This is a genomic window from Mediterraneibacter gnavus ATCC 29149 (assembly GCF_008121495.1).
GTDB classification, from domain to species: Bacteria; Bacillota; Clostridia; order Lachnospirales; family Lachnospiraceae; genus Mediterraneibacter; species Mediterraneibacter gnavus.
Genome location: NZ_CP043051.1, coordinates 2,809,567 through 2,831,393 on the forward strand (window position 1 = coordinate 2,809,567; position 21,827 = coordinate 2,831,393).

The 21,827-nt window shown below is 43.2% G+C and carries 20 protein-coding genes; 18 read left to right on the forward strand and 2 right to left on the reverse strand.

Annotation, left to right across the window (positions count from 1 at the left end; translation table 11 throughout):
* Positions 1-3 precede the first annotated feature (3 nt).
* From folD to FXV78_RS13975, 17 genes are all read left to right on the forward strand, one after another.
* The gene (folD, locus tag FXV78_RS13895; protein ID WP_004840739.1) at positions 4-843 is read left to right on the forward strand and encodes a bifunctional methylenetetrahydrofolate dehydrogenase/methenyltetrahydrofolate cyclohydrolase FolD; all 840 of its coding nucleotides are present in this window, start codon (positions 4-6) and stop codon (positions 841-843) included.
* Between the two features lie 11 nt (positions 844-854).
* Positions 855-2,096 carry a chitobiase/beta-hexosaminidase C-terminal domain-containing protein gene (locus tag FXV78_RS13900; RefSeq protein ID WP_009243815.1) on the forward strand — a complete coding sequence of 414 codons (1,242 nt, stop codon included), beginning with the start codon at positions 855-857 and terminating at the stop codon, positions 2,094-2,096.
* Positions 2,097-2,282: 186 nt separating this feature from the next.
* Positions 2,283-3,464: an iron-containing alcohol dehydrogenase gene (locus tag FXV78_RS13905; protein ID WP_004840737.1), complete on the forward strand. Its 1,182-nt coding sequence runs from the start codon at positions 2,283-2,285 to the stop codon at positions 3,462-3,464.
* Positions 3,465-3,628: 164 nt separating this feature from the next.
* Complete coding sequence (locus tag FXV78_RS13910; protein WP_004840735.1) at positions 3,629-4,519, forward strand: sulfide/dihydroorotate dehydrogenase-like FAD/NAD-binding protein; 891 nt, start codon at positions 3,629-3,631, stop codon at positions 4,517-4,519.
* Entirely contained in the window at positions 4,519-5,913 is a 1,395-nt protein-coding gene (gene gltA, locus FXV78_RS13915) for an NADPH-dependent glutamate synthase (RefSeq protein WP_004840733.1), read from the forward strand. Before FXV78_RS13910 ends, gltA begins: the two co-directional genes overlap by 1 nt.
* 118 nt (positions 5,914-6,031) lie before the next feature.
* Complete coding sequence (locus FXV78_RS13920; RefSeq protein ID WP_009243813.1) at positions 6,032-6,436, forward strand: C-GCAxxG-C-C family protein; 405 nt, start codon at positions 6,032-6,034, stop codon at positions 6,434-6,436.
* A 1-nt stretch (position 6,437) separates the two neighbouring features.
* Entirely contained in the window at positions 6,438-7,763 is a 1,326-nt protein-coding gene (gene brnQ / locus FXV78_RS13925; RefSeq protein WP_004840728.1) for a branched-chain amino acid transport system II carrier protein, read from the forward strand.
* A gap of 251 nt (positions 7,764-8,014) precedes the next feature.
* On the forward strand, positions 8,015-8,710 hold the full coding sequence (locus tag FXV78_RS13930; RefSeq protein WP_004840726.1) for a DNA alkylation repair protein: 696 nt from the start codon (positions 8,015-8,017) through the stop codon (positions 8,708-8,710).
* A 21-nt stretch (positions 8,711-8,731) separates the two neighbouring features.
* The gene (locus FXV78_RS13935; protein WP_004840724.1) at positions 8,732-9,235 is read left to right on the forward strand and encodes a pyridoxamine 5'-phosphate oxidase family protein; all 504 of its coding nucleotides are present in this window, start codon (positions 8,732-8,734) and stop codon (positions 9,233-9,235) included.
* Positions 9,232-9,711 carry a 23S rRNA (pseudouridine(1915)-N(3))-methyltransferase RlmH gene (gene rlmH, locus FXV78_RS13940; protein ID WP_004840722.1) on the forward strand — a complete coding sequence of 160 codons (480 nt, stop codon included), beginning with the start codon at positions 9,232-9,234 and terminating at the stop codon, positions 9,709-9,711. Before FXV78_RS13935 ends, rlmH begins: the two co-directional genes overlap by 4 nt.
* Positions 9,712-9,740: 29 nt before the next feature.
* A complete protein-coding gene (locus FXV78_RS13945; protein WP_022037487.1) occupies positions 9,741-10,277 on the forward strand; it encodes an ECF transporter S component in 537 nt (178 codons plus the stop codon).
* A gap of 5 nt (positions 10,278-10,282) precedes the next feature.
* Positions 10,283-10,855, forward strand: a complete 573-nt coding sequence (locus FXV78_RS13950) for a class I SAM-dependent DNA methyltransferase (RefSeq protein ID WP_004840717.1) — start codon at positions 10,283-10,285, stop codon at positions 10,853-10,855.
* A gap of 81 nt (positions 10,856-10,936) precedes the next feature.
* Positions 10,937-11,311 (forward strand): MerR family transcriptional regulator, encoded by a 375-nt coding sequence (locus tag FXV78_RS13955; protein ID WP_004840716.1) that lies wholly within the window; start codon positions 10,937-10,939, stop codon positions 11,309-11,311.
* Positions 11,308-13,182 (forward strand): amidohydrolase family protein, encoded by a 1,875-nt coding sequence (locus tag FXV78_RS13960; protein WP_004840714.1) that lies wholly within the window; start codon positions 11,308-11,310, stop codon positions 13,180-13,182. Before FXV78_RS13955 ends, FXV78_RS13960 begins: the two co-directional genes overlap by 4 nt.
* Positions 13,175-14,095, forward strand: a complete 921-nt coding sequence (locus FXV78_RS13965; RefSeq protein WP_004840713.1) for a DMT family transporter — start codon at positions 13,175-13,177, stop codon at positions 14,093-14,095. The genes FXV78_RS13960 and FXV78_RS13965 overlap by 8 nt, the downstream gene beginning before the upstream one ends.
* Position 14,096: 1 nt before the next feature.
* Complete coding sequence (locus FXV78_RS13970; protein WP_004840711.1) at positions 14,097-14,597, forward strand: GNAT family N-acetyltransferase; 501 nt, start codon at positions 14,097-14,099, stop codon at positions 14,595-14,597.
* Positions 14,598-14,611: 14 nt separating this feature from the next.
* Entirely contained in the window at positions 14,612-15,466 is an 855-nt protein-coding gene (locus FXV78_RS13975; protein ID WP_004840710.1) for an AAA family ATPase, read from the forward strand.
* Positions 15,467-15,522: 56 nt separating this feature from the next.
* On the opposite strand, the gene FXV78_RS13980 is transcribed toward FXV78_RS13975, so the two are convergent.
* Together FXV78_RS13980 and FXV78_RS13985 are read right to left on the reverse strand one after the other, a co-directional pair.
* Positions 15,523-16,092 carry a ferritin-like domain-containing protein gene (locus FXV78_RS13980; protein WP_009243805.1) on the reverse strand — a complete coding sequence of 190 codons (570 nt, stop codon included), beginning with the start codon at positions 16,090-16,092 and terminating at the stop codon, positions 15,523-15,525.
* 358 nt (positions 16,093-16,450) lie between these two features.
* Positions 16,451-20,698, reverse strand: a complete 4,248-nt coding sequence (locus FXV78_RS13985) for a 2-hydroxyacyl-CoA dehydratase (protein WP_004840707.1) — start codon at positions 20,696-20,698, stop codon at positions 16,451-16,453.
* Between the two features lie 269 nt (positions 20,699-20,967).
* Between FXV78_RS13985 and FXV78_RS13990 the strand changes: the two genes are divergently transcribed.
* The gene (locus FXV78_RS13990) at positions 20,968-21,798 is read left to right on the forward strand and encodes a membrane protein (protein WP_004840703.1); all 831 of its coding nucleotides are present in this window, start codon (positions 20,968-20,970) and stop codon (positions 21,796-21,798) included.
* The last annotated feature ends 29 nt before the right edge of the window (positions 21,799-21,827 follow it).

Genomic DNA, 21,827 nt, shown 5'->3' on the forward strand with positions numbered 1-21,827 from the left:
TGAATGGCACAGATAATTGACGGAAAACGAATTGCAAAAGAAATCAAAGATAAATTGAAAGAAGAAGTATCCGTGCTGAAAGAAAGAGGCACCAAGATCTGTCTGGCAGTGATTCAGGTAGGGCAGGATGCGGCTTCTTCGGTATATGTAAACAACAAGAAAAAGGCGTGCGCCTATATCGGGATCGACTCCGTTTCGTATGAGTTAAAAGAGGCTACAACAGAAGCGGAACTGGTAGAATTGATCGAGAAACTGAATCATACAGAGAAGGTACATGGAATCCTGGTACAGCTTCCGCTTCCGGCACACATTGATGAAGACCGGATCATACGTACGATTTCACCGGACAAGGATGTAGACGGATTTCATCCGGTGAACGTGGGACGGCTCTGGCTCGGAGAGACCGGATTTGTATCCTGCACACCGGCGGGGATCATTCAGCTTTTGAAGTATTCCGGAATTGAGATTGCAGGAAAAGAGTGCGTGGTGATCGGGCGAAGCAACATTGTAGGAAAGCCGATGGCAGCACTGCTTCTGCGTGAGAATGGGACCGTGACGGTTGCACATTCCAGGACAGCAGATCTAAAAGAAGTGACACGCAGAGCAGATATTCTGATCGCAGCAGTCGGACAGACGAAGATGATCACAGCAGAGTACATAAAAGAAGGCGCGGTTGTGATCGATGTGGGAATGCACAGAGATGCCCAAAACCATCTCTGTGGAGATGTGGATTTTGAGGATGTGTATTCCAGAGCATCTGCCATTACGCCGGTACCTGGCGGGGTAGGTCCGATGACAATCGCCATGCTGATGAACAATTGCGTGCAGGCCGCACGCGATTAGGAGGAACTAATATGAGATGTACGCATTGTAATGCGATTATTCCGGAAGGCTGGATGCGTTGTCCCAGATGTGGAAAAGAAGTTCAGATCGTCCCTGATTACAATCCTCTGGATGATGTTCTTACACAGGAAGTAAAAGGCTCGGTCGAAGATGTTACCAGGCAGCTTCAGACAAAGGATGTCCGTGATTTTGGCAGAAGACAGGAAGTGTACCAGTCAAAAGCAACGCGGGTGCTCAGTCAGGAAGAGCTGGATGAAATACAGGCCGGGCGAGAGCGTGCGGCGAGAAACAGATCCCGTGCAGAGGCGAAACGAAAACAGCAGGAACGAAAAAAGCAGCTGGTTCGCAGAAGACGGAAAGTGCTTTTGATCCTGTTTCTGGTCCTGTTGATTTTTGGAGCGGCGTTCGGCTATTTTCTGTATCAGAATTCTTATGTGGGAAAAGTGGCAAAAGGGTACGATGCACTGCAGATGAAAGAATATCAGACAGCAGAAAAATACTTCAAACATGCGATTGGAAAGAATGCCCAGAGGGCAGAGGCATATTCCGGTCTGGCAGAGACTTATATGGAACAGGATGAAGGGGATGAGGCAGAATCCGTATTTCTTTCTGCTATTGCTTCTTATCCATCCAACGAAGAACTGTATCGGGCAGCAATCAGCTTTTATGAGGAGACAAAGCAGCTTGATAAGATTTCCGAGATTCTCGAGGACTGCGATGACGAATCCGTGCTTTCCAGTCTGAAAGCATATGTTTCTACAGAGCCGGTCTTCAGTCTGGATGATGGAAAATATAGTGAAGTACAGGAAGTGACACTGTCCGCATCAGGGGAGACCATTTACTACACGACAGATGGAACGAATCCGACTTCGTCCAGCACAAAGTATACCGAGCCGATTCTTTTAAATGAGGAAGGAAAGACGCAGATTAAGGCGATTGCCTATAACAAAAAGAAAATCCCAAGTCTGGTGGTCTCAAAAACTTATGAGATTGAATTTCCGGTAGCGGATGCACCGGTTGTAACACCGTCCACGGGGCAGTACAGTACAGCGACGCAGATCAGTATTACCGTGCCGGAAGGCTACACAGCTTATTACACGACAGATGGTTCCACGCCGACAACTGAATCTTCCTTGTATACCGGACCGATCGAGATGCCAGAAGGGCAGACGCTGTTCAGTACAGTTCTGGTGGGTAAGACCGGAAAAATGACACAGATAACAAAACGAAATTATATTTATCAGCCGCAGTAAAAGCGGCTGATTTTTTTAGATAAACACTTTGTAAAAATGCAAGGGGATTTTCTAACAAAAATGAGCCTGGTTTTTTGTGCATTATTTAACGAAAAAAAACGGCAGTTTTGTTGTGTGAAAAGTTTCACAGTGGTATAATGGTTTTAGTTGAAATCAACAGACTTTAATCAAAGGAGATGCAGGATAATGAGCAGATTTTGTTTACCAAGAGACATTTATCACGGAAAAGGATGTTTGGAAGAATTAAAGAACCTGAAAGGAAAAAAAGCAATTCTTGTAGTGGGCGGCGGTTCCATGAAACGTCAGGGATTTCTTGACAGAGCTGTAACATATTTGAAAGAAGCAGGAATGGAAGTCCAGTTATTTGAAGGCGTTGAGCCGGATCCGTCTGTAGAGACAGTTATGAAAGGTGCCGAGGCAATGCGTGCATTTGAGCCGGACTGGATCGTGGCAATGGGCGGCGGTTCTCCGATTGATGCTGCAAAAGCAATGTGGGCATTTTATGAGTATCCGGATGTAACATTCGAGGATCTGTGCATTCCGTTTAATTTCCCGGAACTGAGACAGAAAGCAAAATTCGCAGCGATTCCATCTACATCAGGAACAGCTACAGAAGTAACAGCATTCTCTGTTATCACAAACTATCAGACAGGTGTAAAATATCCGCTGGCTGACTTTAATATCACACCGGATGTTGCGATCGTTGATCCGGATCTTGTGGCAGGTCTTCCTGTAAAACAGGTTGCATACACAGGTATGGATGCACTGACACATGCGATCGAAGCATATGTTTCTACACTCAACGGACCATTTACAGATCCACTTGCACTGCAGGCAATTGAGATGGTACTGGATAATCTTCCGGCATCTTACAACTGCGATATGGATGCAAGAGAGCAGATGCATTATGCACAGTGTCTGGCAGGTATGGCATTCTCCAATGCATTGCTTGGAATCGTACACTCTATGGCACATAAGACAGGTGCAGCATTCTCAACAGGACACATTCCTCACGGATGTGCGAATGCGATCTATCTTCCATATGTTATCAAATACAACGCAAAAGATCCGGTTGCAGCAAAACGTTATGCTGAGATCGCACGCAGAATGGGACTTCCGGGAGCATCTGAGAAAGCACTCATCAACAGTCTGGTTGAAAAGATCGATGACTTTAATGTCAAACTGAACATTCCAAAGACTCTCAAAGACTTCGGAATCGAGGAAAATGAATTCAAAGAAAAAGTTGCCAAGATTGCAGAACTGGCAGTAGGTGATGCATGTACAGGATCTAATCCTCGTGCAATCGATCCTGCAACAATGGAAAAATTATTCACATGTACATATTACGGAACAGAAGTTGATTTCTAATCAGGCTGTCCGCTTGTGGATGAACGGGAAAGGGACAGGCACAGTACAAAAGCGGTGCCTGTCCTTTTTGCAGACAGAAGAGAAAAATCACGGAAAGAACTATTGCCATTATGCCATTTTTGGCGTATTATTAAAAAAGGTGATTTATTACAAGGAGGAAGAACATGTATAAGATTTTAAAAGCAGAAAAATTGTCTGAGAATATTTTTCTGATGGATGTGCATGCACCAAGGGTTGCGAGTCATTGTGAGCCGGGGCAGTTTGTTATCGTAAAGATGGACGAGAAGGGGGAGCGTATCCCGCTTACTATTTGTGATTATGACAGAGAAGCCGGAACGATCACGATCGTGGTTCAGGAAGTCGGAGCTTCTACTGTGAAGATGTCTGAACTCAAAGCCGGAGATTCTTTCCGTGACTTTGTAGGTCCGCTTGGATGTGCCTCTGAGTTTGTTGAGGAAGATATCGAAGAATTGAAAAAACAGAAGATTTTATTTGTTGCGGGAGGACTTGGTACAGCTCCTGTATATCCTCAGGTGAAATGGCTTCATGAGAGAGGAATAGACGCCGATGTGATCATCGGAGCAAAAACGAAGGATCTTGTGATCATGGAGAAAGAGATGGAAGAAGTTGCCGGAAATCTCTATGTGACAACGGATGACGGCTCTTATGGACGCTCCGGTATGGTGACGCAGGTGATCAAAGATCTGGTAGAAAAAGAAGGAAAACATTATGACAAGTGTGTTGCGATCGGACCGATGATTATGATGAAATTTGTCTGTCTGCTGACAAAGGAACTGAATCTTCCAACGATCGTCAGCATGAACCCGGTTATGGTAGATGGTACCGGAATGTGCGGAGCATGCCGTCTTCAGGTTGGAGATGAGATTAAGTTTGCATGTGTAGACGGGCCGGAATTTGATGGCCATCTTGTAGATTTTGATCAGGCGATGAAGAGAAGCCAGATGTACAGATCAGTAGAGGGAAGAGCAATGCTGAAATTACAGGAAGGCGATACTCATCACGGCGGATGCGGACATTGTGGAGGTGACGAGTAATGGCAAAAGGAATGGTGAGAGTACCTGTCAGAGAACAGGATCCAAAAGTACGTGCAACAAATTTTGAAGAAGTTTGTCTTGGATATAATCAGGAAGAGGCAATGGAAGAGGCAACAAGATGCCTGAATTGTAAAAATGCAAAATGTATCGAAGGATGTCCGGTATCGATCAATATTCCGGCATTTGTTCAGGAAGTAAAGGAAGGAAATATCGAGGAAGCATACAAGATCATCGGACAGTCTTCCGCACTTCCGGCAATCTGTGGACGTGTCTGCCCGCAGGAGTCTCAGTGTGAAGGAAAGTGTATCCGTGGTATCAAAGGAGATCCGGTATCCATCGGAAAACTGGAGCGTTTTGTGGCAGATTATGCACTGGAGCATGACATCAAACCAGAAGGTGCAAAAGAACAGAACGGTCATAAGGTAGCTGTGATCGGTTCCGGACCGTCCGGACTCACCTGCGCAGGCGATCTGGCAAAGATGGGATATGATGTGACGGTATTTGAAGCACTTCATGAACTGGGAGGAGTACTTGTTTATGGTATTCCGGAATTCCGTCTTCCAAAACAGAAAGTCGTTGCAAAAGAGATTGAAAAAGTAAAAGAATTAGGCGTTAAATTTGAGACAAACGTTGTGATCGGAAAGTCAACAACGATCGATCAGTTGATTGAAGAAGAAGGATTTGAAGCAGTATTCATTGGTTCCGGAGCTGGACTTCCGATGTTTATGGGAATCCCGGGAGAAAACGCAAACGAAGTATTCTCTGCAAATGAATATCTGACAAGAAGCAACCTGATGAAAGCGTTTGATTCTTCTTATGATACACCGATTGCTGCAGGTAAAAAAGTTGCAGTTGTCGGCGGTGGAAACGTTGCGATGGATGCTGCAAGAACTGCACTCAGACTGGGAGCAGAAGTACATGTTGTATACAGAAGAAGCGAAGCAGAGCTCCCTGCACGAGTAGAAGAAGTACATCATGCGAAAGAAGAAGGTGTGATCTTTGACCTTCTGACAAATCCAAAGCAGATCAATGTAGATGAGAATGGAAATGTCAAGAGCATGACAGTCATCAAAATGGAACTTGGAGAACCGGATGCATCCGGAAGAAGACGTCCGGTTGAGATTCCTGGATCTGAGTATGACATTGATGTAGATACTGTGATCATGTCCCTTGGAACTTCTCCAAACCCATTGATTTCTTCTACCACAAAAGGCCTGGAAGTAAATCGCAGAAAATGTATCGTTGCAGAGGAAGAAAGTGGACAGACCTCCAAAGAAGGCGTATATGCCGGCGGAGATGCTGTAACTGGCGCTGCAACAGTTATTCTCGCAATGGGTGCAGGAAAAGCAGGAGCAAAAGGAATTGACGAGTATCTGAAAAACAAAGAAAAATAGAAACAGAGCAAACTAGCAGGCAAGACCTGTAAAAGAGAACTCCGCATGGATTCTTCTTCCGAATATTCGGGACCTGATGATATGCGGAGTGTTTTGTATGTATAAGGAGAGAAAAAGAATGACAAAAAAAGAACTTGCCCTGGAATACCATAAAAAAGGGTATAACTGCACACAGGCTGTAGCGTGTGCGTTTTGCGGGGAATTTGGCGTAAGTGAAGAAGAGATGTATAAAATTGCAGAAGGCTTTGGTCTTGGCATGGGTATGATGGATACCTGCGGAGCCCTGACAGGTCTGTTTATGCTGATTGGGATGAAAAACAGCGGCGGAGTTGAGCAGGCCGGAAAAACAAAAGCAGACACCTATAAGAAGACAAGAGAGTATGCTGCGAAATTTAAGGAGATCAACGGATCTGTTTATTGTAAAGAATTAAAAGGAGTAGAAACAGGAAAAATCCTTGCACCATGTGATAAATGTATCCTGGATGCTGTGGAGCTCGCAGAGCAGTTCCTGAAAGAGAACTAAGATGGAAAAGATAAAAGCAAGACAGCTTCTGTCAATCACATTAACCTTATTTGCAGTATTTTTTGGTGCAGGAAATATGATCTTCCCGCCGGCCATGGGACAACAGGCAGGTGAAAACTATATACAGGCGCTGGCCGGATTTATTCTGACAGATGCAGGAATCGCACTTCTGGGTATGATTGCAGTTGTTTTAGTAGGAACGGAGGTCAGTGATCTGGGAGAACTGGTCAGCAGAAGATTTGCAGTCTTTTTGTCTGTTTGTATTTATCTGTTGATAGGTCCTTTGTTTGCACTTCCACGAACAGGAAGTGTTTCATTTGAGTTGGCGGTTCGTCCGTATTTATCAGAATCAAATGTATGGTGGGTATCTTTGCTCGTGACGGCTGTTTTCTTCTGGCTCACATATTATCTGAGCGGTAATCCGAAGAAGGTAGTCAATGTGATCGGAAAATATCTGACACCGATACTTTTGATTTGTATCGTATTGATCTTTCTGGCCTGCGTTTTTATGGAAAAATCGCCGAACAGTTCAGTTCAGTATGGAAGCGTCGGAGTTCCGCAGGGAGTATACAAAGAGATTCCGTTCTTCCAGGGAATGATAGAAGGGTATTATGCACTGGATGGTCCGGCAGGTCTGGTATTTGCGATTATTATCATCAATGCAGTGCGGGGACATCAGGTAAAAACAAAGAGAAACATCATTAAATACACACTGATCTGCGGGGCTGGTGCAGCGCTGATCCTTTCGGTTGTGTATTATATGCTCACTTATGTCGGAGCAGTGACGCGTACTCCGTTCTCCAACGGAGGAAGTCTGCTTCATGCAGTGACAAGTGACCTGTTAGGACCTGCAGGAGGAATCATACTGGGAGTTGCAGTACTGTTTGCATGTATGACGACCTCCATCGGTCTTACAACCTCCTTTGCAGATTATTTCCATGAACTGTTTCCGAATGTGTCTTATAAAAAGATTACAGCAATTGTTTGTGTGTTCAGTTTTGTGATCAGCAACATCGGATTGGATATGCTTGTAAAGGTTTCTCTTCCAGTTTTGATGATGTTCTATCCTGTAACGGTAGTACTTGTAATTTTGTCTTTCTTTAAAAAATGGATTGGTTCAAAACGGATGGCATATGTACTGGGGATGTTGTTTGCATTCTGTGTGGCATTTGTAGATGGAATGCAGAGTGCAGGAATCTCTCTTGGAGTTGTGACAGAAATATGTAACAAGCTTCCATTTTATGATTTGCGGCTGGGATGGATCATACCGGCAGCAGTTGGAGCCCTTTTGGGGCTGCTGCCGGTATGGAAATATAACAGGAAATAGAAGAAACTGTCTTATATACAAAGTATATAGGGCAGTTTTTTTAAATTTGAAACCTGTTTGAAAGAAACTGCGTTATATTTATATAGAACGTTTTACAAACTGAGAATCTGAAAGGAGAGCGGGTGTAAAAATGCTTGATAAAAACTCAATAGAAGACAAAAAAGTAATCCGAAGGGGCTCCTTATTTTCATGTGGAGGTTTCTAGGGTGGCATGGTATAGTAAAAGGGACAAAAAATGACAGGAGTACAACATGATAAAAGAAATCAGAGAAGAGTTAGATCAACTTGGGGAAGAGAGCTATAAGCAGTTTAATCAGAAGCTGATCCCAGGGACCGATCATGTGATCGGTGTTCGTATGCCGGCTCTTCGAAAGCTGGCAAAAGGAATTGCAAAAACAGATTCGAAACAGTATCTGGAAGAAGCACAGACAGAAATAGATGAACGGTCTGCGCATGAAGAAATTATGTTATACGGACTTGTTCTGGGGTATGCAAAGATGAGTACCGAACAGAGAATGCAGGCGCTTGATATGTTTGTTCCGAAGATTCATAACTGGGCAGTCTGCGACAGCTGTTGTATGGGATATAAGTTCATGGAAAAAGAGCAGGAAGTGTGGTTTTCTTATCTCCGGAAGTATCAGAACAGCAGCAGGGAGTTTGAAGTCCGTTTTTTTATCGTATCCCTGCTGGCGCATTACATTAACGAAGCCTATATTGAGCAGGTGCTTGAGATTCTGAATCATACCAGTCATGAGGGGTATTATGTGAAAATGGCAGTGGCATGGGCTGTATCAGTCTGTTATGTCAAATTTCCGATTCAGACAAAGAGACTGCTGCTGGCAAATGAGATGGATGATTTTACACATAATAAAGCGATCCAGAAAATCCGGGAATCCTATCGAGTGAGCAGAGAAGAAAAAGTGGAATTGAATCGGTTAAAACGATAGAAGCGACAGGAGGAATGTGTGATGCGTCAGATGCGTTTAGAAAAAAGAGAGATTAAGGATCCGGCAGAGCTGGAAAAAGTGTTGGATGCATGTAAAGTGGTGCGTATAGGAACAATGGATGCGGAGGGGATGTTTATTGTTCCTGTAAATTTCGGATATGAATTTTGTCAGAAAGAGCGCAGCTTAAAATTGTATATCCACAGTGCAAAGGAAGGACGGAAAGCGGAAGCATTTGCAGAAAACCCGAACGTAGCAATTGAAATGGACTGTGGCCATGAGGTGATCCGTGGAGATTATACATGCAGTTATTCTTTTGCACTTTCCAGTATCATGGGAAACGGACGAATTCGTATGGTGGAGAACGAGGAGGAAAAGAGACACGGACTTACGCTTTTAATGCAGCACGTAGAAGCGGGCGCCGAAATTGAATTTCTTCCGCATATGCTGCAGCGGGTTGCAGTGTATTGCATTGAGGTTTCGGAATTTACAGGAAAACACAGAGAGAAAAAAGGACAGACAGCATGAAAATTACATTGATTACAGTAGGAAAAATCAAAGAGAAATATTTAAAGGATGCCATCGCAGAATATTCCAAGCGTCTGAGCAAATATTGTAAGCTGGATATAATTGAAGTATCGGATGAGAAGACCCCGGATCAGGCAAGTGAGACTGTGGAAGAGGGAATTCGCAGCAAAGAGGGAGAAAAAATCTTAAGGTATATCAAGGATGATATGTATGTGATCACACTGGAAATCGCAGGGAAGATGCTGACATCAGAAGAACTGGCAGAAAGAATAGAAAAACTGGGAATTCAGGGAAAGAGCAGCATTGCATTTGTGATCGGTGGCTCCATTGGCCTCGGGAAAGAGGTGTTGAAACGCTCAGATTACGCACTTAGTTTTTCAAAGATGACATTTCCGCATCAGCTGATGCGAGTGATACTGTTGGAGCAGGTGTATCGAAGTTATCGGATTATGAATGGTGAGCCATATCATAAATAAGAGGAGATATGAAAAGAGAGGGAAACAAGATGAAAGAAAATCAAGTGAAGAAATTAGTGATGGCGGCAATGTGTGTGGCCTTGGGGATCGTTCTTCCGATGGCATTCCATACGATTCAGAATGCGGGAAGTATTTTTTTGCCTATGCACATTCCGGTATTGATCTGCGGTCTGCTCTGTGGATGGCAGTATGGGCTGATATGTGGGATTTTAGCGCCTGTATTATCCAGTCTGTTTACAGGAATGCCTCCGGCTGCAATCCTTCCGGCAATGCTTTGTGAACTGGCAGTCTATGGATTGATTACGGGGATCTGTGTGTACGGCATTCATACAGAAAAGCAAATTGTAAAAATATATGGTTCGCTGATCACAGCGATGCTGGCAGGGAGAATTGTCAGCGGTATTTTAAAAGCACTTATTTTCAATGTGGGAGAATATAGCTTCAAGATCTTTATTACATCCAGTTTTCTGACAGGAATACCAGGAATTCTGATTCAGTTGATTTTTATTCCGGTCATTGTGCTGGCATTACAGAAAGCAGGGATTGCAGAGCCGAAAAGGAGATAGTTACCATGGATATCAGAACATATTTTAATCAAAGAGCCGCACATTGGGATGACGGGGAGCAATCGGTCGATCAGATCAGACGTATGATCGCATTTTTAAGTGATATTCAGGAGGGAATGAGTGTTTTGGATGTTGCCTGTGGTACAGGGGCGATGTTTGAGGCGCTGCGGGAACGAAAACCTTCTCATATCACAGCAGTCGATCTGTCAGAAAAGATGATCGAGATCGCTGCCCGCAAAGTAGAGGGGGACTCCTTGTTTGAATTGCAGTGCCGGGATCTGTTCGAGATGACGCAGGAGACATTTGACAGGATTATCATCTATAATGCATACCCTCATTTTATGGAGAAAGACAAGGTAGTACAGAAGGTGGCAGAGCTGTTAAATCCAGGCGGGAGATTTATCGTGGCACATGGAGCATGCAGGGAGAAAATAAATGGTTGTCACACGAATGTGCCAAAAGAGATTACGTCCGGTCTGTTGTCTGCAAAAGAAGAGAGCCGTCTATGGGAGACTTGTTTTAGCATCGATATTTTGATCGATACAGAGCAGTTTTATATGTTTTCAGGAGTGAAATAGAATTTGTCTGAAAGATCTCTTGACCTTTGCCCAAGGTGAAGACTTAGAATGAGTGTAGTATAAAAAAGGAGAGATCACAGTATGAAAACAGAATATACAATCAGTCAAATTGCAGAAAAACTGCATATTACAACAAACAAGATCAGATTTTATGAAAAGAAAGGACTTCTGACTCCGATGGGAGAGTCGCAGAATAGGTATCGGAAATTTGGCGAAGAGGATATTTTCCGTTTGGAGACGATTCTGCTTTATCGCTCGTTGGGATTGAGTATTGAAGCCATTCAGAATATATTACAATGCAATAAGAAAGAAAATTATCTGACACATATGCAAAACCAATGGATGGCAGTCAATAATGAGATCCACAGATTGAGTGAAATTAGAAAATCGCTGGAAATGGTTTTGGACAAAGTATATGAAGAAACAGAAGGACAGGATTTAGAAAAAGATTTTTGAAGATTATTGAACAGAGTAATCTGCTTTGCCAGGTGAAAAATGAGTGGAAAGACCAGTGGGATTTTGATGGCTGGGCAAGGGCATATGATGAGGATGTGAAAAGGGACACAGGTGCATTAAAAATCTATGAGAATTATGAGACAGTATTACAAATGGTTTTTGAGGAAGTGGAAAATTTTCAGAGAAAAGATGGAAAGATACTTGAAATTGGTGTCGGAACAGGAAACTTGGCGGGTAAATTTTTACAAAATAAATATCATATCATTGGAATTGATCAATCCAGGCAGATGCTGGCAGTTGCAAAAGAAAACTTGTATGCGGAAGCAGTCTGCGTGGAAAATGGACGTATTCAGGCAGTAGGTACTCTGGATGATGTGATGCAGTATAAAACAGATGGAGACGAGATGGTGGATTTGCAGGGAAAAACGATGCTTCCGGGATTTTTGGATGCACATTCTCATTTTGTAGGAGCTGCCAATGCAATGACACAATGCGACTTGTCAGAGTGTGGAAATTTTTCGGAGATTGTAGATGCCATGAAAATGTTTGCCGAAAAAAGAAATTTATCCAAAGATGCATGGATCGTAGGCTGTAATTATGACCAGAATTTTCTGGAGGAAAAACGACATCCGGACAGATATGTATTGGATGAGATCAGCCATACAAATCCGGTATTGCTGATCCATGCTTCCTCTCATATGGGAGTGGTAAACAGCAAAGGATTAGAAATTCAGCAGATTGATGAAAAGACAGAAGATTGTCCGGGAGGAAAATATGGGAGAATCGCAGGGACAAGAATCCCGGACGGGTATATGGAAGAAAAAGCGTTTCTTGCGTTTCAGTCAAAACTGCCGATGACATCTATGGAGGAGCTGATGCAGCTTATCGGGGAAGCGCAGAAAATGTATGCGAGTTATGGCGTGACTACGGTTCAGGATGGAATGGTAGGAAAACCGTTGTTTGAGCTGTTAAAATATGCCTCTGCCAATGGACTGTTGAAGCTGGATGTAGTAGGGTATGCGGATATTATGACGGCGGCAGATCTTTTTGAGGAAGAAAGGGCATACGCAAACCGGTATACCGGTCATTTAAAAATGGGAGGATATAAAATTTTTCTGGATGGCTCACCGCAGGGAAGGACTGCGTGGATGACAAAGCCCTATGAAGGGGAAGAGAATTATTGCGGCTATCCGATCCATACAGATGAGGAATTGAATCACTATATTGAGCTTGCCTTAGAGAAAAAACAGCAGCTTTTGGCACACTGTAATGGAGATGCGGCAGCAGAGCAGTATATCGGACAGTTTGAAAAAGCACTGTCAAAGAGAACGGATAAAGATCTGCATCGGGCAGTCATGGTACATGCACAGCTTGTGAGAAAAGACCAGCTGCAGAGAATGGCGGCAATCGGGATGATCCCAAGCTTTTTTGTGGCTCATACGTATTACTGGGGAGATATCCATCTTCAAAATTTCGGAGAAAAAAGAGGCAGCCAGATTTCACCGGTGAAAGATGCCATAGATTACGGAATGAAATATACGTTCCATCAGGATACACCTGTGATCCCGCCGGACATGATGCGTACGATAAGCAGCGCAGTCAATCGTATTTCAAGAGGTGGAAGGGTCATCGGTGAAAATCAGAAGATTTCAGTATTGGATGCATTGAAGGCAGTTACGATTTATGCGGCGTATCAGTACTTTGAAGAACATGAAAAAGGAAGCATTGAATGTGGAAAATATGCGGATTTTGTAGTGTTGGAGAAAAATCCTCTGAAAACTCCAAAGGAAGAATTGGCAGAGATCAAAGTCTGGATGACAATCAAAGAAAATGAAGTAATTTACAGAAGTGGAGAAGCGAATCATGAATAATCGTACCAAAGGAATCAGTTTGGCAATCATCACTGCAGTAATGTGGGGAATCATGGGGATGTTTGTAAGAGGACTGACCGGGTATGCGTTTACAACTTTTGAAATCTCATTTTTCCTCTGCGCACTGGCAGGTGGCGCCTATTTCCTGTTTTTGCTGTTTACAAAACCCTCGGCTCTAAAGATTAATTTGAAGGGGCTGGTGATTTGTCTTCTTTACGGAGCGGTGGCATACAGTATCAGCTTTGTGAGCTATAGTGTGGCAGTTTCCAGAATTCCGGTGGGTGTGGCAACTGTGCTGATGTTTATGAGTCCGATCTGGGTGGCAATCCTGGGACGGTTTATGTTTGGAGAAAAACTGCCAAAAAGCAAGATGGTGACGATTTTGATTTGTCTGATCGGCGCAGTATTTGTAGCAAATCTCATCGGAGGTGGAGATATCAAGCTGGATGGAATCGGAATTTTAGCTGGAGTGATCAATGGTGTCGGAGTAGCACTTCAGATTCTGCTCCCGAAATATTTTGCAAAAGACTATGAGAGGGATACACTGTTGGTGTATGGATTTCTCGGGGCAGCTGTTGTATTGATGTTTGGTATGGATTTTGGTGCAGTATCTTCCCATATGAGCAGTACACCAACAGGAGTGTTGCTCTGGAATTTATTTGGAATCGGAATTCTGTGTACCATGGTGGCGAATGTATCCTGCGTCAAATCTACACAATATGTGGAAGCAACTACAACCAGTATCCTTTCTGCACTGGAAGTTGTTGTAGGAACTCTGGTCGGGTTTGTGGTATTTCATGAGCATATGACTATGCTTCAGATTTTAGGTGCAGTGATCATTGTTGTGGGAGCCATCGGATCGGAGATTTATCAGCCGAAAAGAGTTGAAAAAGATTATGGGAGGGTGAAATAAAATGGAACTACAGAAAGTATCACGCAGATACAGAATCAGACTCCTTCAGGAAACGGACATGGATGATATTTTACGATTAAGTGAAAGTAATCCGATGTTTTATGAATATTGTCCTCCGTTTGTAACACGAGAGAGTATTTTAAATGATATGAAAGCTTTACCACAGGGAAAGACAGACGCAGAAAAATATTATATTGGTTTTTTTGAAGGGCAGAAGTTGATTGCGATTATGGATATGGTGTTTGCATTTCCAGATGATGAAACAGTTTATATTGGATTGTTTATGGTAGATCATGATGTACAAGGATATGGGATTGGTTCTATTATCATAGAAGAATATGCAGAGTATATACGTACGCTGGGAAAGAAAACGATCCAACTGGCATTTGCCAAAGGAAATCTCCAGAGTGAGGCATTCTGGCAGAAGAATGGATTTGTGAGAACAGGGAAAGAAGTGCAAAATGACGGGTATATTGCAGTCTGTATGAAGCGGGAACTGTAGAATGGAGACTTACGATGGTATATTTAGAGCAATTTAGATTTCCTGACGCGGAAGTGGAATTTGATTTTTTTCTCAGGCAGAAACGTACCTGTTATGATACGTATTATCCATTTCAAATTCTGTCAAAGCATCGTTTTGAGCAGATTGATTTTGAGCCTGTTACGATTTTATATGGCGGAAATGGAACGGGAAAGTCCACCGTGTTAAATATTATCGCGCAAAAACTGCATTTGTTGAGGGAAGCACCATTTAACCAGTCCAGCTTTTATGAAGACTATCTGGAACTTTGCTCTTTTGAGAGTGCAGCGCATTTGCCGAAAGACAGCAGGATTATTACAAGTGATGATGTATTTGATTACATGTTAAATATCCGGAATCTGAATGAAGGGATTGACCGGAAGAGGGAGATGTTGTTTGAAGAGTATCTGGATACGAAGTTTGCAAAGTTCCGGATGAAAAGTCTGGATGATTATGAGCAGTTGAAACGAGTGAATAACGCGAGAAGAAAAACACAGTCACAGTTTATCCGTTCGGAACTCATGGATAATGTACGAGAGTATTCCAATGGAGAAAGTGCATTTCTATATTTCACAGAAAAGGTGACAGAAAATGCATTGTTTTTATTGGACGAGCCGGAAAACAGTCTTTCTCCGGCAAAACAGCAAGAGCTGGTAAAATTTATCGAAGATTCCGCAAGGTTTTTTGGATGCCAGTTTGTGATCGCAACACATTCTCCTTTCGTGCTGGCAATCAGAGGAGCAAAGATTTATGATCTGGATGAGGAGCCTGTGGATGTGAAACGATGGACAGAACTGGAAAATGTACGGGCATATTATGATTTTTTTAAAAAGCATGCATCAGAATTTTAGAAAAGGGCAGCAAGTGTACTTCTGATCAGAAAACCAGAAGATGCACCTGCTGTTTTTTAAATAGGGTATTTCTTGCAGAGGGATTCCAGAATTTCAATATGAAGTTCTTCATCCAGAATAATGCGTTTCAGGCATTTTTGGATGTCTTCATCCTGAATTCGCTGACATTGTTCCCGATATTTGCGGACTGCCTGCTTTTCACCATTTAACGCACTGAGCAGAATTTTTGGAAGATCCGTAAAATAATTGATATATCCGGCTGTCCAGTAGAACATGCGATTTTGCCGATGTGTCCACAGGCGTGGGGATTCACCCAGCTGATCGGCAAGTTGACCGAATATTTTGAGATGGTGCATTTCTACAATACTGATGTTCTTAAAGATTTCTGCTATGCGGGCAGTATCGGAAGTCAGAAAAATACTGTTGTAAATATAAAGACCAATCGTGGACATTTCGGACTCCTGTCCACCCATGTTATCCAGCATCATTCTTCCATATAAAGGATTTTGTTCTTTGATGCAGACGGGTGGATAGGGAGATTGATGGGCATATAAAAAATCGGGAGAAGTGTCTGTGGGTGTGGAATCGGGGGTGCAGCTACAGCTGCAGGTTAAATCGTTATTCATAGAGAACTCCTTGTGATAAGTTTACAGTGTTATCATATGAAAACATAGAGTAAAATATGTGATTGTTTTTTAGGGGAATTTCAATGGTTCAGATTGTACTTTTTTAAATATTCGTCTTTGATATGATAAACATAGCTTTCTTGATAAATCATAATTTCACCACCATTTAGATAAAAATAGCCCTACCTTGCGATAGGGCTGGATTTTCGAGCCGGACATTTATTAGACGCTTCCGGTAAGCGAACAATATTTTCGATGATAGATTTCTCTATCCCTGTTATTATTATACGCAGAGATAGAAAATATGTCCAGAAATTGCCTGAAGATTGAAAGCCGGAAGCGTATGTGGTATTTTTTATCAGCGCTGATGTTCCAGATTTTTATTTGCAGTAGAAAGCATCAGCTTGATCCGATTGAGCTGGTTGACTTCGCTGGCTCCCGGATCAAAGTCGATTGCTACGACATTGGAAGTCGGATATCTTCTTCTGAGCTCTTTGATGACACCTTTTCCTACCACGTGGTTCGGCAGGCAGGCAAATGGCTGTGTGCAGACAATATTTGCAGCGCCTCCGTGGATCAGCTCCAGCATCTCTCCGGTTAAAAACCATCCTTCACCGGTCTGGTTTCCGATGGAAACAATCTCAGATGCCATTTCTGCCAGTTTTTCGATCTTGGCAGGTCCTTCAAAATGCGTGCTTTCTTCAAATGCTTTGCTTGCAGGTGCACGGAACCATTCAAGAGCACGAATACCAAGATTTCCGAGTACAGCCTTGGATTTTTTCATGCCAAGGTGGGATACCTTGAAATTCTGGTTGTAGAAGCAGTAGAGTAAAAAGTCCAGAAGATCCGGAACGACTGCTTCGGCGCCTTCTTTTTCTAAAAGCTCGACCAGGTGGTTGTTGGCTGCCGGCAGGAACTTTACAAGGATTTCTCCAACGATTCCGACTCTTGGTTTTTTCACATCCAGTGTTTCAATCTGGTCGAATTCCTGAATCATCTGACGGCACAGTTTTTTAAATGTATGGCGATGAGGATATCCGTTGGATACAAAATCTTTACATCTCTTTTTCCATTTTTCATGAAGTGCATCGGTTGTTCCCGGCACTTTTTCATATGGGCGCATCCGGTAAACACATTTCATAAAGATATCGCCAAATACGACGCCATACAAACCACGCAGCGCCAGGAGCGGCGTGATCTTAAATCCAGGATTGCTTTCCAGTCCGCTTAGATTCAGTGAAATCACAGGGATATGAGAATATCCTGCTTTTTTCAGTGCACGCCGGATAAACCCGATATAGTTGGAAGCACGGCATCCTCCTCCGGTCTGTGTGATAATGACAGCCAGATGATCGGTGTCATATTTTCCGGATAAAATCGCATCCATAATCTGACCGACTACGATCAGGGAAGGATAGCAGGCATCATTGTTTACATATTTTAATCCCATGTTGACAGCCTGTTTGTTGTCATTTGGCAGAATTTCAACCTTATATCCGGATGCACGAAATGCCGGTTCCAGAATCTCAAAATGCATCGGTGACATCTGTGGGCAGAGGATCGTGTATTCCTTGCGCATCTCTTTTGTAAATGGAATCTTCTCAATAGAAGATGGCTGGATGATGCGCTCGGTCTTTTGCTGTTCTCTCACCCGGATGGCAGCAAGCAGGGAGCGGACACGGATACGGGCAGCTCCCAGATTGTTGACCTCATCGATTTTCAGCGAGGTATAGATCTTACCGGAACGGGTCAGGATATCTGCCACCTGATCCGTTGTGACGGCATCCAGTCCGCATCCGAAAGAATTCAGCTGGATCAGATCCAGGTTTTCTTTTGTCTTGACATAGTTTGCAGCGGCATACAGTCTGGAGTGATACATCCACTGATCCATGACATTGAGAGGTCGTTCTACTTCGTGCAGATGAGAGATAGAATCTTCTGTCAGGACGGCAATATTATAGGAGTTGATCAGCTCCGGCAGTCCGTGATTGACCTCAGGGTCCGTGTGATAAGGACGTCCGGCAAGAACAATTCCGCGATTGCCGGTTTCATCCAGAAACTTGATCGTCTCTTCACCTTTACGACGCATATCTTCTCTGCATGCAGCAAGTTCCAGCCATGCTTTGTGAACAGCAGTGCGGATCTCATCTGCGGAAACAGAAAATTTTTCACCAAGCTCTTCAATCAGTCTGGAAGAAAGCGTCTCTTCACTCTGGAAAGACATAAACGGATGCATAAAATCAATTTCTCCGGTTACGATCGGATCCATGTTATTTTTGATATTTTCCGGATAGGAAGTTACGATCGGACAGTTGTAGTGGTTGTTGGCTTTTTCAAATTCATTTCGTTCGTAAGGGATACAAGGATAAAAAATATGTTTGATCCCTTCGTTGATAAGCCACTGTACATGTCCGTGTGCCAGCTTTGCCGGATAACATTCGGATTCACTCGGAATGGATTCGATTCCCAGCTCGTAAATCTTTCGGGTAGAAGACGGAGAGAGTACGACACGGAATCCAAGCGTTGTAAAGAATGTATGCCAGAACGGATAATTCTCATACATGTTCAAAACTCTTGGAAGGCCGATCGTTCCTCTGGAAGCCTCTTCTTCTGAAAGCGAGGTGTATCCGAAATACCGCTGCATCTTATATTCAAACAGGTTTGGCAGGTGATTTTTTGATTTTTCCTTGCCAAGTCCTCGTTCACAGCGGTTTCCGGTGATAAACTTTCTTCCGCCGCTGAAATGATTGATTGTCAGACGGCAGTTGTTCGTACAACCGCGGCATTTTGTCATGGTAGTCTTGTATTCCAGTGCTTCAATCTCTTCAATTGGGAGCATGGTAGTGCCTTCACAATCCTGATAACGTTCCCTTGCAATCAGGGCAGCTCCAAAAGCCCCCATGATACCGGCGATATCAGGACGGATTGCCTCACAGTCTGCGATTTTTTCAAAACTGCGCAGAACGGCATTATTATAGAAGGTTCCTCCCTGTACGACGATATGTTTTCCAAGTTCAGAGGCGTCGGACACCTTGATGACCTTAAACAGTGCGTTTTTGATCACGGAATAGGCAAGTCCTGCGGAGATATCTGCAACAGAAGCGCCTTCTTTCTGTGCCTGTTTTACTTTGGAGTTCATAAATACAGTACAGCGTGTTCCCAGATCGATCGGATTTTTGGCATAGAGGGCTTCCTGTGCAAAATCTTCGACTGTATAATTCAGTGATTTTGCAAAGGTCTCAATAAAAGAACCACATCCGGAAGAGCATGCTTCGTTTAACTGAACACTGTCTACCGTCTGATTCTTGATTTTGATACATTTCATATCCTGTCCGCCGATGTCGAGAATACAGTCTACATCCGGTTCGAAAAATGCGGCCGCATAATAATGGGAAACCGTCTCTACTTCTCCTTCATCCAGAAGCAGTGCAGCCTTGATCAGTGCTTCGCCGTATCCGGTGGAGCAGGAGTGAACGATCTCGACACCTTCCGGAAGCTGACTGTAGATCTCCTTGATTGCCCGGATCGTTGTTCCCAGAGGATCTCCGTCATTGTTATGATAGAAGGAATACAACAGCGTTCCATCTTCACCTACCAATGCTGCCTTTGTTGTAGTGGAACCTGCATCGATTCCAAGAAAAGCCTTTCCCTGGTAAGAAGCAAGGTCTTTGACCGGAACCTGATGTTTTGCATGGCGGAAAGTGAATTCCTCGTAATCTGCAGAAGATGCAAACAGGGGTTCCAGACGCTCCACTTCAAATTCCAGTTCGATTTTATTTGCCAGACGGCTCTGAAGTGTCTGCAGAGGAATATCCACATTCCGTTTGGAATTCAGCGCGGAACCGATTGCTGCAAACAAATGAGAATGATTAGGAGCGATAATATGCTCATCGTCCAGTTTTAAAGTACGGATAAAGGCCTCTTTTAATTCCGATAAAAAGTGAAGTGGTCCGCCTAAGAAGGATACATGTCCGCGGATTGGCTTTCCGCAGGCCAGTCCGCTGATCGTCTGATTGACTACTGCCTGAAAAATAGAAGCAGCTAAATTCTCTTTGGAAGCTCCTTCATTGATCAGAGGCTGAATATCAGATTTCGCAAAAACACCGCAGCGTGCTGCGATGGAATATAAAGAAGTATAATTTTTTGCATATTCATTCAGCCCACTGGCGTCTGTCTGAAGAAGGGAAGCCATCTGATCGATGAAGGAACCGGTACCTCCTGCGCAGACACCGTTCATACGCTGTTCTACATTTCCATCTTCAAAATAAATGATCTTTGCATCCTCACCGCCGAGTTCAATTGCCACATCAGTCTGAGGTGCATAATCCTGCAAAGCGGTGGAAACCGCAATCACTTCCTGTACAAACGGAACATGCAGGTGGGTGGCAAGAGTCAGCCCTCCGGATCCGGTGATAACAGGAGAAACATGGATCGGTCCCAGTTTATAGATGGCACGTCCGAGAAGATCAGACAGTGTTTCCTGTATATTTGCAAAATGGCGTTCGTAATCGGAGAACAGAACTTCATTATCTGCTCCCAGGACTGCGATTTTTACCGTGGTGGAACCAATATCGATCCCTAAAGTATATAATTCGTTCTTTTTCATAGTAATTCCTCATCTTTTGCTATAGTAGTTATTACTTATTTAAATGCAGTCGTTATTTTACAACATTTTATATTATACGACAAGTAGTCTAAAAACACAATTATGAGTGTTCACCATAAATATACAAAAGATTTTAAGGAAAAAATAGAAAATCTCATAAAATTTAACACAATCCTAACGCAAAAAATAAAACAATTATTTGACAAACAGTAATGCTCACTGTACAATTACTCTCTGTAAGGGAATAAATATATAAGGAGAGATTGTCATTGAACTGGTTAAACAAGCTGGAAAGAAAATTTGGACGATACGCCGTTCACAATCTGACGACGTACCTGATCGGGACATACATTATCGGATATGCAATCCGTCTGTTTATACCCGATATGATGATTTGGCTGTATCTGCAGCCGGGAGCGATTCTGCACGGACAGATCTGGAGGATCGTATCCTGGATTCTGGTACCGCCGCAGGGCAGTCTTCTGGAAATCGTCATTATGCTGATGCTTTACTATTCTCTCGGTACTACGCTGGAGAGGACCTGGGGAGCATTCCGCTATAATGTATATATCTTTTCGGGTATTTTATTTACGGTACTGGGAGCGTTTGTGCTGTACATCCTGTATGGCTCGGGGGCAGATTTCCTGGGTGGATATTTCAGTACGTATTATATCAACCTCTCAATTTTTCTTGCATTTGCTGCAAGCTATCCGGATATGGAACTTTTGTTGTATTTCATCCTTCCGATCAAGATCAAGTGGATGGGACTGGTGTATGGAGTATACATCCTGTACCAGTTGGCAACCGGCAATCCCGCATCGCGCATAGTGATCATTTCATCACTTTTAAATTTTGTCGTGTTCTTTTTATCCAGCAGGAATTTAAAACCGTATACACCAAAAGAACAGGTGCGCAAAGCAAAATTCAGACAACAGACAAGACCGCATATGACTTATGCAAATGGTGCAAAACACCGTTGTGCTGTCTGTGGGAGAACAGAGTTGGATGATTCAAGTCTGGAATTTCGATTCTGTTCCAAGTGTAATGGAAATTACGAGTATTGTCAGGATCATTTATTTACACACCAGCATGTGAAATAAGAATTAAGGATAAGTTAGAAGGAGAGTTA